The 12,826-nt window shown below is 50.8% G+C and carries 10 protein-coding genes; 6 read left to right on the forward strand and 4 right to left on the reverse strand.

Annotated elements, in window-relative coordinates; genetic code table 11:
- The first annotated feature begins 33 nt into the window (after window positions 1–33).
- Window positions 34–1,368: an extracellular solute-binding protein gene (locus CLFS41_RS09265; RefSeq protein WP_052665687.1), complete on the forward strand. Its 1,335-nt coding sequence runs from the start codon at window positions 34–36 to the stop codon at window positions 1,366–1,368.
- Entirely contained in the window at window positions 1,365–3,884 is a 2,520-nt protein-coding gene (locus CLFS41_RS09270) for a response regulator (RefSeq protein ID WP_045092117.1), read from the forward strand. The genes CLFS41_RS09265 and CLFS41_RS09270 overlap by 4 nt, the downstream gene beginning before the upstream one ends.
- Here CLFS41_RS09270 and CLFS41_RS09275 read toward each other — a convergent pair.
- The 3 genes from CLFS41_RS09275 to CLFS41_RS09285 form a co-directional block, all read right to left on the reverse strand.
- Window positions 3,881–6,388, reverse strand: a complete 2,508-nt coding sequence (locus CLFS41_RS09275; RefSeq protein ID WP_330393573.1) for a response regulator — start codon at window positions 6,386–6,388, stop codon at window positions 3,881–3,883. The two genes, CLFS41_RS09270 and CLFS41_RS09275, sit on opposite strands and share 4 nt — an antisense overlap.
- 263 nt (window positions 6,389–6,651) lie before the next feature.
- Window positions 6,652–7,137 carry an amidase domain-containing protein gene (locus CLFS41_RS09280; protein ID WP_040414919.1) on the reverse strand — a complete coding sequence of 162 codons (486 nt, stop codon included), beginning with the start codon at window positions 7,135–7,137 and terminating at the stop codon, window positions 6,652–6,654.
- Between the two features lie 183 nt (window positions 7,138–7,320).
- A complete protein-coding gene (locus CLFS41_RS09285) occupies window positions 7,321–8,295 on the reverse strand; it encodes a hypothetical protein (protein WP_007859063.1) in 975 nt (324 codons plus the stop codon).
- A 597-nt stretch (window positions 8,296–8,892) separates the two neighbouring features.
- On the opposite strand from CLFS41_RS09285, the gene CLFS41_RS09295 reads away from it, so the two are divergent.
- The 4 genes from CLFS41_RS09295 to CLFS41_RS09310 all read left to right on the forward strand — a co-directional run bounded on the left by CLFS41_RS09295 (window position 8,893) and on the right by CLFS41_RS09310 (window position 12,297).
- Window positions 8,893–10,551, forward strand: coding sequence for a Na/Pi cotransporter family protein (locus CLFS41_RS09295; RefSeq protein ID WP_045092119.1), 1,659 nt, complete (start codon window positions 8,893–8,895; stop codon window positions 10,549–10,551).
- 23 nt (window positions 10,552–10,574) lie between these two features.
- Window positions 10,575–10,970 (forward strand): hypothetical protein, encoded by a 396-nt coding sequence (locus tag CLFS41_RS09300; RefSeq protein ID WP_007859067.1) that lies wholly within the window; start codon window positions 10,575–10,577, stop codon window positions 10,968–10,970.
- A 24-nt stretch (window positions 10,971–10,994) separates the two neighbouring features.
- Complete coding sequence (locus CLFS41_RS09305; protein WP_045092120.1) at window positions 10,995–11,402, forward strand: MerR family transcriptional regulator; 408 nt, start codon at window positions 10,995–10,997, stop codon at window positions 11,400–11,402.
- 61 nt (window positions 11,403–11,463) lie between these two features.
- Window positions 11,464–12,297 (forward strand): EFR1 family ferrodoxin, encoded by an 834-nt coding sequence (locus CLFS41_RS09310; RefSeq protein ID WP_045092121.1) that lies wholly within the window; start codon window positions 11,464–11,466, stop codon window positions 12,295–12,297.
- Between the two features lie 116 nt (window positions 12,298–12,413).
- Here the strand turns inward: CLFS41_RS09310 and CLFS41_RS09315 are convergent, their stop codons facing one another.
- The gene (locus tag CLFS41_RS09315; protein WP_007859070.1) at window positions 12,414–12,779 is read right to left on the reverse strand and encodes a response regulator; all 366 of its coding nucleotides are present in this window, start codon (window positions 12,777–12,779) and stop codon (window positions 12,414–12,416) included.
- Window positions 12,780–12,826 lie beyond the last annotated feature (47 nt).

Consider the following 12,826-nt stretch of genomic DNA (forward strand, 5'->3'; position numbering starts at 1 on the left):
AAAAACATGAGGGGAAACTCTAAGGGGAAGAATATGAAAAGACAAAGGCGCTCCTTTGCAAACATCCTGACCACGGCCCTGGCGGCCGCTTTATCCACGATCCTGACAGTTGGCGCAATGTGCGGATGCACTGCAGACCAGGGGGAAAATATTGTTTTTGACAGTACCGGAACCGATGATGGACCGATGATCCCGCTGACTTTTTTCGGTTATAAATATGAAGCACTTAATGTAATGGCAATTGAAGATGCACTTCACGGTTTTATGGATGTATATCCTCATATTTCTATCTCCTATGACGGCATCAAAAGCCCGGAATATTTTGAAGTCCTGGACAAAAGGCTGGACACCGGAAATGGGGATGATATCTTCATGGTAGACCACGAGCATGTCCTGAACCTGGGCGGCAGCGGCAGACTGGCTGACCTTTCCGGCATTTCCACCCTTGATGACTTCAGCGACCTGGCCAAAAGCCAGATGACTGTGGATGGAACCATTCATTACCTTCCCACTTCCATCTCCGCCTTTGGCCTGTACTGCAACCTGGATCTGTTGAAGGAACATGGCCAAAAGGTTCCGGAAAACCTGACGGAGTTTGAGGATGTCTGCAACTACTTTGTCTCCCGGGGCATTACACCTATTGTTGCAAACAATGACATCTCACTAAAAACCATTGTGATCGCAAAATCCCTGCTCCCCTGCTACCAGACCCAGGATACAGTCTCCCGGCTGGCGCGCTTTAACAGCGGGGAAACCAGCCTGGCAGAAGCCCTGCGTCCGGGATTTGAGCTTGTGCAGCAGATGCTGGACCTGGGGTGGGTCGACCGCCAGGAAGCCCTTGCCACCACTAAGACCAAGGATGATCTGGTACTGTTTTCCAGCGGAAAGCAGCCCTTTATGCTCACCGGAGCCTGGGCAGTAACACGCCTGCGTGAACTGGACCCCGGCTTCCGCTTTGAGGTGCATCCTTACCCTGTTATGGATGATGGATGCGTGCTTGTCATCAATGTGGACACCCGTGTCAGCATCAATGGGGACAGCCCTCATCAGAAAGAGGCCATGGAGTTTGTGGAATATCTGACTCAAAGCGAAGTCCTGTGGGAATTTGTGGACAGCCAAAGTTCCTTCAGTCCTCTGAAGGAAAACCGGCTGGCGGAGGATGCAGCCATCCAGCCCATCGGCCCTTACCTTACCAATGGCCGCAGTGTGATCGGCTCTGACGATAATCTGAAGTTTCCAATCTGGGATATGTCCCGCCAGTGTATCCGGACCATGCTGGAGGGCGGCAGCGCGGACCTGGCTGTGTCCCACATGGAGGGATTGACCGAGGCCTGGAACAATGAAAAGCAGGGGGATGATGCATCATGAAAAAGGGACAAAAAAGGAATATCATCCTGGTATGCCTATCCGTGGCCGTGACCCTTGCGGGAGGCCTTTATTATATTACCTCCGTACAGCGTGCCCTGTGGAATAAATCCGTGACCGATATCCTGGAGGTAACGGTCCAGGGCCGTCATGCCCTTGATACTTATCTGGAAAAGGATAAGGAGATGGTCCACTGGCTGGCCGCCGACCTGGCCGCTGAGAGTTCCTTTCACGAGGATAAACTCCATGAAAAGCTGCTACTTGCCGGTGCCGGTAATTCCTCCTGCTTTTGTGTGAATCTGGATACGGGTACCGTCTACACACCGCAGCTGGAAGGGGAATGGCCGCTGGACCCGGATCAACTGGAGATATTCAGGGGCCTTCAGGGCAGCGGAATCCGCAAGCCGTTCCTGGACGGACGCACAGGGGTATGGACCCTTGCGTATTATGAACGTTTTTTATGGCCGGACGGCTCTCAGGGTTTTGTCCAGAAAACGCAGCCCCTGTCGGAGATTGCAGACCGGTTCTCCCTTTCCTTTTACAACAATACCGGATTCTCCTACGTGGTGGACCGGGAAGGGGATATACTGATCCGCTCCCAACACCGCAACAGCAACCGCACCTTCCAGAACCTTTTTGACATCATCGACCTGCAGGGCAATGATTCCCGGGAAATTGATTCTTTCCAGGCTTCCCTGGAAAACAGCCGAAGGGGCGCTGCCCGGTTCCGGTACCAGAAGGAGGACTATGTATTCTGCTATGTCCCCATGGAACAGGTTCCGGACTGGTACGTGGTCTCCATCATCCCCAACCGGGTCATCATGGAGCAGGCAAACAGCATTGTCCAGGATTCCCTGCTGTTTCTTTTTCTGATCTTTGCATGTGCCTCTGTCATGGGAGCATTTTTTATGATCTACCGTAATTCCGCCCGCAGGATCCTCTTGGCTGAGGAAAATGCCCGAAAGGCTGCGGAAAGTGCGAATGCGGCTAAAAGCCGTTTTCTCTCCAATATGTCCCATGATATCCGGACGCCCATGAACGCCATCCTTGGAATGACAAGGCTGGCCATGGATCATATCCATGAATCGGATAAGGTCAGTGATTACCTGAAGAAGATTGGGCTTTCTGGCCAGCTGCTGGTGGGACTGATCAATGATATACTGGATATGTCTAAGATTGAAAGCGGGAAAATGGTGCTGAACCAGGAGACCGCTTCCCTGGAGCCTCTCTTTACCAGCCTTGTGGGCATCATCCAGCCCTCCGCCGCTGCCAAGAACCTGACCTTTGATATACGGCTCCACGGGATCGAACATGAGTCATTGTGTTTTGATTCCCTCCGCCTAAACCAGATCCTGCTGAACCTGCTCTCCAACGCGGTAAAATTCACCCCTGAGGGCGGGTCCGTCAGCGTGGACGTGACAGAGCTTCCTTCCCGCCGTCAAGGCCTGGCTCATCTCAGATTCCGTGTGTCAGATACCGGTATAGGCATGAGCCCGGAATTCCTGGAACATATTTTTGACTCCTTTACCCGTGAACATGATGACCGGGTCAATAAGATAGAGGGCACCGGCCTTGGAATGGCCATTACAAAGATGATCGTGGACAGGATGGATGGCACCATAGTTGTGGAAAGCCGGCCCGGACAGGGTTCCGTATTCACGGTTGACCTGGATCTGCCCATTCCCTCCGGTATTGCCCTGCCGGATATGTCATTGCCCCGCATCCGGATCCTTGTGGCGGATGATGACTCAGATACCTGCCGTTCTGCCAGCGAATTTCTTAAGGAACTGGGAATGACTGCGGACATCACATCCAGCGGACAGGAGGCTGTGGAAAAAGCAGTGGCTGCCCACCTTGAGGGCAGGGATTACGATCTGGCCCTGCTGGACTGGAAAATGCCGGATCTAAGCGGGGTACAGGCAGCACAGGCCATCCGCCTCCAGGCGGGATATGACCTGCCTGTGATCATTGTCTCAGCTTACGACTGGATCAGCATTGAAAAGGAGGCCATGGAAGCAGGGGTCAATGGATTTATCCAGAAACCATTTTTTAAATCCACCCTCTACCACTGTATCCGGCAGCATGTCCTCCATGAGGACGGGTATCCCCAATGGCAGGATGACAGAGTAAACCTTACCGGCAGAAGGATCCTCATGGCAGAGGACAATGAATTGAACAGGGAAATTTCCCTTGAACTGCTCATAAGTGCGGGCGCTCAGGTAGAGACAGCTGTCAATGGTCAGGAATGTGTGGAGTTTTTTGCCCAGTCGGTTCCCGGGTATTTTGACCTGATACTGATGGATATACAGATGCCCATTATGAACGGCTATGACGCGGCCAGGCAGATCCGTACCATGGACCGCCCCGATGCCCTCGCCATCCCCATCTTTGCCATAACGGCAGATGCCTTTGCAGAGGACATGGAGGAGGCTAAAAAAGCCGGAATGAACAGCCATTTAGCAAAACCGCTGGACATTCCGGCTATGATGCAGGAGATCAAGAAATATTTGGAGCCTTAATCATTTTTACTTAACATATCAGCAAGGGTTTGATACAGCAGGTTTGGGTCAATGGGCTTGGACAAATGCCCATCCATCCCTGCTGCCAGGGCCTGTACCACATCCTCGTGGAATGCGTCCGCGGTCATGGCTATAATGGGTATGGTCTGCGCCCTGGGCCGGCCGGATCTGCGGATGGCTTCCGTTGCCTGGTATCCATCCATCACAGGCATCTGCACATCCATCAGAATAAGGTCATACAGGTCCCCCTGGGACAGGAATTTTTCCAATGCTTCTCTGCCATTTTCCGCGTAATCCACTGTAATGCTTGTCATCTTCAGAAGTTCCACGGCAATTTCCCTGTTAAGGTCATTATCCTCTGCCAGAAGTACGTGGCGGCCTGCCAGTTCCGGGTGATTGGGATGACCCCCAGGGGCGGGGATCATCACCGCCTTGTTGATCCCAGTCACCGTGAGCAGGGTATTATAAAGTGTGGACGCAAAAATAGGTTTTGCCAAAAAGGCATTGGCGCCAGCCTCCCTTGCACGCTGTTCGATCATGCTCCAGTCATAGGCTGTAATGATAATGATGGTGGTATCCTTACCCACCAGTTCCCGGATCCTCCGGGTCACCTCTATGCCGTCAATATCAGGCATCTTCCAGTCAATAAGGCACACGTCATAGTCCTGTCCGACCCGGTGCGCTTCCCCAACCTTTTTCACACATTCCTCACCGGTCATGGCCCAATGCGCCTGAATGCCCAGATTCTTCAGCAAAAGAGATGTATGGGTACAGCTGTCCCTGTCATCATCAGAAACCAGCACCTTCAGGGACTCCAGAGCAGGCTGCTTCTGGGCCTGTATACCGCACTCCCCTTCCGGAACTTCAAAATCCAGTTCCACAGTAAATGCCGTCCCCTTTTCCACCTCACTTTTTACAGAGATCGTCCCTCCCATCAGTGTGACCAGGTTTTTGGTGATCGCCATTCCAAGGCCGGTTCCGCCAAACCTCTTTCCCGTGGACGCGCTCTCCTGCTCAAAGGGTGTGAACAGCCGTTCCATAAACTCCCGGCTCATGCCGATACCGGTATCACCGACTGTAAACCGCATGCGCGCCCTGGTGCCCGCATGCTGCAGCTGACGGATCTCCATACGTATGGTACCTCCCCCGGGTGTGAACTTAAGTGCATTGGATAAAAGGTTGAGCAGCACCTGGTTCAGTCTCAGGGCGTCCCCCACCAGAACGGTATCTGTAAGTTCCACCAGCGGAACGGTAAAGGCCAGCCCCTTTTCCAATGCCTGGGGATAAATAATGGAAGTAATGGACTCTGCCACTGTTTCCAGGTTAAATACTTCATGGGCGATCTGCATTTTACCCTCGTCAATTTTGGACATATCCAGAATGTCGTTGATCAGGGACATCAGGTGCTTGGATGAATATCCGATTTTCTCCAGACAATCTTCTACTCTCTGGCGTTCTTCTATATATGCGGCAGCAATGGTGGTCATACCAATGATCGCGTTCATAGGGGTACGGATCTCGTGGCTCATCCGGGAAAGGAAGTCCGACTTGGCGCGGTTCGCCCGCTCCGCCACAGTCAGAGCATCCCTCAGGGCTTCTGTCTGTTCGGTCAGCTTTTTCTGCATCCTTCTCATCTCCGTCACATCCGTGATATCAATGAAGATCGCAAGGTAAACCGGGCATCCTTCCTGCCAGTCCACACAGGTGGCATTGATCTGAAGCCACAGAGCCTGTCCATATCTGCTCTCCACATGCATGACAAAATGGAGCGGTGCGCCTGAAAGCATGTCTGCCCTATACTCATTAATGGTTTCAATGTTATCCTGTATATTCTTCCTGTATAAAGAGCTTGTGACGCGGTTGCCATCTTTCCCAAAGTATTCCAAAAAACGGGAATTTGCTTCCAGCAAGGTGAGGTTAACATCTCCCCCTGTCTGCCGGACCTGATATTTGGCCACAAATCCCGGCAGGCTTTCGTATGTAACGGACTGCTCCTTCTGCATGTGCACCACTTTATCAATATTGGTAAGTACAGAATAGGCCACCTGGTATCCATCGATATATTCGTCTGCAAACCTGGTTGAAAACTGCACCCACACATGATCTCCATTTCTGCGGCGGATCCGTGACACCATCTGATATCCGGTCTGATGGGCCGCGATGGCATTGAGCACGGTCTGCGAAAGTTCATTCCACTCAGCCTGGTCATTCTCATAATAGAGGTCGGGCCGGTTATGGAACCTTGCCTCATATTCGTCTTTTGGCCAGCCGATGAGTTTATAGTAATACTCATTTGCCCAAACCAGGGTAAAATGTTCATCCAACAGATGTTTGCTCACACTGACTCCCAACAGATGCATCAGTGTGCTGTATTCATAGCCTGCCATGGGGCCTGCTGCCAGTCCTGCTGCCGGTCCTGTTGCCCTGTCTGCCATAGGGCCTGCTGCCCGGCCTTCCATTTGACCCTCATTATCCTCCATTGTTTCAATTTCCAGTTCAGCCATCTCAATGCTTCCTCCCAGCCGTAATTCACTATCTGATCCTATCTATTCTCAGGAATGCCGGACATGCATTCACTTAAAAGCCTTTGCAGGTTCAAAAATCCCGGAGCTGCTTAAGCTGGATGCCGGAAATACTTCCATTCCTCCCCCGCCTGGCTGTGCCATCCTCCCACCCCCTTTATCTCCTGGGCTTCCCTCCAACCTTGTTCATGTTGATACCTTTCAATCATAACACAGAAAAGACAAAAGTTCAACGATGCTGTCACTTACCATTTGCGCGCCCCCTGTATGTGGATAAAACGCGCCTGTTCATACACGTAGGAATCCAGCGGGCGCATATACGCATCATAACTGTGGGCTGCCACCAGGATGTGCCCACCTTCCACGGCGACAATGACCGGGCTATGGTAATACCCGTTTCTGTTGCCCAACTGCACAATATCCCCCGGCTGCACCCCGCCCTCATCAGTCACTGCCCCGTAAGGACCTACGGATCTGTTTTTTACCAGGAAGCGGTAAAGATACTCCACTCCTGTCCAGCTTGGACTTCTGTCTGAACTGCTGTTATAATACCATCCCAAGGTGGGGGTATAATTCATAACCCTGCTCCCCGCATAAATACACTGGGACGCAAAATTAGTGCAGTCTCCTCCCAAATGTTCAAAATCCAAATAGCGCGGATTTCTTCCCATAGCCCACTGCCTGGCGTATTGTAAAGCCGCCTCCCGGTCATAACCTGTTTCTTTCAACATCGCACACCCGAATGCATTATTTATTATCTATCATATGACGGAGGGATTGATTATATCATTCAGGTTGGCGGGGGAATCGGATTTAAAATAAGGATCAAAAAGGAAAAGCGCTGAAAGTGTTACTACACATAGCAACAACTTAAGCGCTTATTTACGATCCCTTTATTATTTAAAAAAATTAAATTACTGCACCCAGGCCCCATCACTCCCCACATAATAACCATCCGGTGTGGTGGTGCCGGAAAGCATTGCGCCCGATTCACTGCAGTAATACCACTGGGAATTCCAGGAAACCCATCCTGTTACCATGTATCCGTACTCGTTGAAATAATACCAATAACCATTGATATACTGCCAATTGCTGACCGTATAGCTTTTATCGGCATTACAGTACCACCATCCCACGTCATCCTTCAGCCAGGCGCCGTCACTTGTGCCGGAAGGGCTGCCCAAGCTGCTGCCTGCGCTTATCTCTTCCGCTTCATCTGAAGATACATACCAGGAATCGGATTCCTCCCAGCTTCCCTTATAGGAAGCGCTGTAAACCCCCCGTACCTTAAAGGTATAAGAACCGCTTTTTGTGATGTAGGAAGAAAAATCATAGCTGGTATCCGAGGTGGTCAAAACCGAGGTTACGGCGCTGCTTCCTCTGTACAGACGCACTTCATACCGCTTCGCATCCTCCGCCTCGTCCCAGTCGGCAGTCCCATCGTATTCACTCCACTCCAGGCCGCTTACATCCAGATCGTAATCCCCATCATCCCCGTCCAGCGCATCCAGGGTGATGTATACCACCAATTCATCACTGCTGCGGCTCACGGAAGTCACCTTACCGTCATCACCGCTTAAGCTGACATCGCTTTTGGAAAATCCTGATGCAAAGGTATAGTCGTCATCCGCTGTCAGCGTCACCTTCAGCTTGGGCTTATCCCCGTCCTCCCACTCGTCATCCGGCTCGTTGGTCACTTCCGTATCAGACACATCATACTTGCTGGAACTGGTAGTCACTTCCACATCGCTGCCGCTGTCCCCTGCCTCGATCTCTGAGGATATCTTTAAGGACACACTGCTGATCTTGGATGCTGCCAGTGAGGTCATCGGAACGGACAGCGCCAGGGCCATGGCTGTAATTGCTGTCAATGGTTTTAAAATTGTCATATCGCTTCCTCCTTTTGTCCACTGAGGGTATATATAATAAATACCACATCAACCTGAAATAAACCTGAAAAACACAGTTTCTTCATACTCCCCGGAGTTGACCACCCATAAGATACATTTTACTACCAAAAATATTTTGCCGGCATTTTTACAATTCCTTTTAAGATAGATTTGTGGCTTTGACGTGTCTGCCAGCCCCTGGTCTCCCAGTAGAAGGCGGTAGATTCAAGAAGGCCGCCCGGTCCCAGAAAACCCTCATAGATCCTACCCTTTCCAACCATTTTAGTACTAATTCCTACCTTCTGAAAATCACCCAACATTAAAGTGTTGTTAATATTGGGGACCTGATGTTGACATCTGTTCCTGTCCCTCATATAATTCCATCAGAACAGGATCATTCTCTGTATTTTAAACTGAAAGGAAATGATATACTTATGGACAACGCCGTAAGTGACGCTGGCCACATCTTCATATACATCACAGATGGACAGATGAAATCAAAAAAATCAAAAGACATAACCTGCATTTATGTACCAATGCAGGCTATGTCTTTTTGTATAAATACAGACTTTTAATTTACGTAGGAGGGATATTACTTTGAAAATCGAATCGTTTTTCAGCCTGCTGGGTGGTCTTGCGCTATTCTTATATGGAATGCAGATGATGAGCACCAATCTGGAGGCCGCTGCGGGGAACCGTATGAAACAAATCCTGGAACGGCTGACCGCCAACCGCTTTCTGGGCGTGTGCGTGGGCGCCGGGATCACGGCCATCATCCAGTCCTCATCCGCCACCACAGTCATGGTGGTTGGCTTTGTCAATTCCCAGCTCATGACACTGAAACAGGCTGTCTGGATCATCATGGGCGCCAATATCGGAACCACTATCACCGGACAGCTGATTGCACTTGATATCGGGGCGATCGCCCCCTTGATCGCCTTTGTGGGCGTTGGGCTTATTTTATTTGTCAAAAAGAAAAAAGTGCAGTTTGCAGGAGGAATTGTGGCCGGCCTGGGTATCCTTTTCCTGGGCATGGGAATGATGAGTGCCGCCATGATACCTTTAAGGGAATCGGAAGCGTTCGTGCGTCTGATGACAAAATTTTCCAATCCCTTCCTGGGTATTCTGGCCGGCGCTGTGTTCACCGCTATCATCCAATCCTCTTCTGCATCCGTAGGTATTCTCCAGGCTCTGGCCGTAAGCGGCCTGATCGGGCTGGACAGTGCCGTGTTTGTACTGTTCGGACAGAACATCGGCACCTGTATCACGGCTGCTCTGGCATCCATTGGCGCAAACCGTGATGCCAAACGCACCACACTGATTCATTTGATGTTTAATATCATCGGGACCGCCCTGTTCACCGCTGTCTGCATCATAACTCCATTTACTGCATGGATGGCGGCATTTACTCCCAGCAACCCCGCGGCACAGATCGCCAATGTACATACCCTGTTTAATATTGTGACAACCCTGTTGCTGCTGCCCTTTGGCACCCAGCTTGCGCATATTTCCGAAAAGCTTCTGCCGGACCGACCGCAGCAGCCTGCAGACGAGGAGCGCTGGTTTGAAGAGCTGCTGGCCTCCGAACATGTTCTTGGCGTATCCGTTATTGCACGGAAGCAGCTGATGGAAGACATCAACCAGATGCTGGGCCTGGCTGTTGAAAATGTAGAAAAAGGATTCCTGGCTTTTGATGATAAGGATACGGAAGAACTGGAACGAATCACTGCACGGGAGGAAGAGATCGATCTCTTTAATGCACGTTTATCACGGCGCATTTCCAAGGTTCTTACCATAGAAAACTCTCCCTCGGAGGTGGATGCACTGCGCCGGATGTTCACTATTATCGGTAATGTGGAGCGGATCGGCGATCATGCCGTCAATATTGCCGAGTACGCCCAGACCATGATGGAACGCGGCCTGGAACTGACATCCCAGGCCCATGTGGAGCTGAAGGAAATGAGGGATACCGCCATGGCTGCCATGCACTTGATCTGCAATACCAGTCGGCTGACTCCCCAAAACCTGTTAAGCCAGGCATCTGCCCTGGAAGAGGATATTGACAATAAGACCATGCTCTTTCGGGCCAACCAGATCGAACGGATGGGAAATGGGACCTGCCATGTGGAGACATCCATTCTATACTCTGAAATCCTCACGGATTACGAGAGAATCGGCGACCATGCATTAAACATTGCCCAGGCCTGCGCCAAACTGGGAAACGGCGCCGGCACCGGTCCTGTAAGACCCATATAAGCACACAGCGAACGAGGTAAAACATGAACCATAACATAGCTGCTCTCTACACCAAACTATCGTCCCTTCTGGAACTTTGTGTGGGAGCAATCCTGCTGGCAGCCATCCTGGTAGGGGCCTTGCTTCTGGCAGTGGACCTGACCGGCACACTTATAAGCAATCCCCGGCTGCTGGATTTGAATCAGTCGCTGGGCGATGCCCTGTCCCTGGTGGTGGGGATCGAATTTGTAAAAATGCTGGTAAAACACACACCGGAAGCCGTGGTGGAGGTGCTGCTGTTTGCCATTGCCAGGGAAATGGTGGTGGTACATTCAGGTTCCCTGGAAACCTTGATGGGGGTAACTGCCGTGGGCATCATCTTTCTGATCCGCAAGTATCTGTGCCCCCCGGTATCCGGGGAAGGGACAATGGGAAACTAAATAATATGGAAAGGAAACATTTACATGGAAACGTATTCAAGAGGACAGCTGGCAAAAACAGCCCGTCTGAACAGAGAAGCTCTGAGATACTATGAGAACAGCGGTTTGATTCCAAAAGCCGGGCGTGAAGCCAACGGATACCGGGCCTATCCGTCCGAGACCCTGGTTCTGCTGGATTTTATCTCCACAGCCAAGGAGGCCGGTTTTTCCCTGCGGGAAATCAAAGAACTATTTTCACATTTGCAAGGTCCGACCATTGACACGGTCGATCTGGAGCATATTATAGAAGAAAAGCTGGCAGAGGTAGAGGAAAAGAAAAAGGCCCTGGATCGGACCAAGGAAAATCTGATGGACATAAAGGGGCATCTGGATACACCTGAGGAATGTCCCGTTTTCCAAGCCTTTCGGACACTTACGAAAAAAACTTCTTGACATTGTACCATAGTACAACCTGTATAATGGTTGCGTATCACTTAAACAAGGAGGCGCAACCATGAAAATCTATTATCTATCCGCCACAGGCAACAGCCTGTTTACCGCCAGGGAACTGGTCAAAGAACTAGCCGTTAAACCGGCCAAAAAGCTGGTCAGGGAACCGGCCGGCCGCTCTATCCAGGGCAGGCAGGATCCTGTCTCCCTGTATTCTTTCAGGGAAATCCGCATAATGTCCCATATCCATACGGATGATGACACTGTGGGTTTTATATTTCCTGTCTATTTTGCCGATATACCAAGGGAATTTCTTACATGTATCCAAAAAATGACCTTCCGTCCTGAAGCCTATATATTTGCCATTGCTACCTGCAACGGCGTTCCCGGCATTAGTCTGACCACACTGGACAAGCAGCTCCAAAAACAGGGCAACCGCCTGTGCGCCGGCTTCACCCTGAACATGCCCGGTAATGCGCTGATCACTCCCCTGGCCGAATCTGAAAAAAGACTTAAGGTTTTTTCCCATTCCATCAAGGAGATCAGCGCCTTTATTAAAAACCGAAGGCAGGCCTTCCCCCCGGCAGCATTTCCAACAGAGCGTCTGCGGGCTCTGGCCGTGAAGATGATCGGCACTAATCTTGTGGTAAATCCCAACCATTTCCATGTGGAACAAGCAGCATGTTCCGGGTGCGGCATCTGCCAAAGGGTATGCCCTGCTTCCAATATCACCCTAACAGGCAGCACTCCCTGCTGGGAAAAGAATTGCATCCATTGCCTGGCCTGCTTTCACTGGTGTCCCCGCCAAGCTATCCGTATCGGCGGCCCGCTGTCAGACCGCCCCCGGTATCACCATCCCCAGATCGCCATAAAGGATATCCTTCCCACATCGCGCTGAGGGATATCCTTCCCGTATCGCGCAGAGGGTATGCTCCCATGTCGCGCAGAGGAGTATTCCATGAATCCGCAAGCCAAGGCATCAGAATTCCTTGCATGGCATCAAAAAAAGGGAGCCTATTCGGCTCCCAAGATCGTGTCCAATGCATAATGAAGCTTCCCCTTGTCCATGGGCGACATAAGAAAATGTGACGCCTCGCCGCCCATCTGCTCCAGGTAACGCGTATCAGCATTTGATTTTGGCGTGAGCATAAGGACAATACGGGCAAGCGGACCTGATAGGATCCTCTTTATTACAGTCAGTTCCTCCTGGTTCATGTCCATGTCACAGATAATAACACTGGGCGGATTATGGTAAAGCTTTGTGTGGACCATCTTACTGTCAGACGCACTGTCAATATGTTTAAATCCCAGTGAACGGATGATCGATGCCAATTCAGTTACGGTTTCATGCTGTTTACTTATTATTAAGACCTGTCTCATACCAATACCCCCATTTAATCATTTGCAGAATTCAATGTTGATAGTAA

The organism is Clostridium sp. FS41 (assembly GCF_000954015.1).
Taxonomy (GTDB): Bacteria; Bacillota; Clostridia; order Lachnospirales; family Lachnospiraceae; genus Enterocloster; species Enterocloster citroniae.

What these genes read in the sequence shown, in the direction of transcription:
- CLFS41_RS09265 (WP_052665687.1), top strand. Translation starts at nt 34, where the DNA reads ATGAAAAGACAAAGGCGCTCCTTTGCAAACATCCTGACCACGGCCCTG.
- CLFS41_RS09270 (WP_045092117.1), top strand. Translation starts at nt 1,365, where the DNA reads ATGAAAAAGGGACAAAAAAGGAATATCATCCTGGTATGCCTATCCGTG.
- CLFS41_RS09275 (WP_330393573.1), bottom strand. Translation starts at nt 6,388, where the DNA reads ATGGCTGAACTGGAAATTGAAACAATGGAGGATAATGAGGGTCAAATG.
- CLFS41_RS09280 (WP_040414919.1), bottom strand. Translation starts at nt 7,137, where the DNA reads ATGTTGAAAGAAACAGGTTATGACCGGGAGGCGGCTTTACAATACGCC.
- CLFS41_RS09285 (WP_007859063.1), bottom strand. Translation starts at nt 8,295, where the DNA reads ATGACAATTTTAAAACCATTGACAGCAATTACAGCCATGGCCCTGGCG.
- CLFS41_RS09300 (WP_007859067.1), top strand. Translation starts at nt 10,575, where the DNA reads ATGAACCATAACATAGCTGCTCTCTACACCAAACTATCGTCCCTTCTG.
- CLFS41_RS09305 (WP_045092120.1), top strand. Translation starts at nt 10,995, where the DNA reads ATGGAAACGTATTCAAGAGGACAGCTGGCAAAAACAGCCCGTCTGAAC.
- CLFS41_RS09310 (WP_045092121.1), top strand. Translation starts at nt 11,464, where the DNA reads ATGAAAATCTATTATCTATCCGCCACAGGCAACAGCCTGTTTACCGCC.
- CLFS41_RS09315 (WP_007859070.1), bottom strand. Translation starts at nt 12,779, where the DNA reads ATGAGACAGGTCTTAATAATAAGTAAACAGCATGAAACCGTAACTGAA.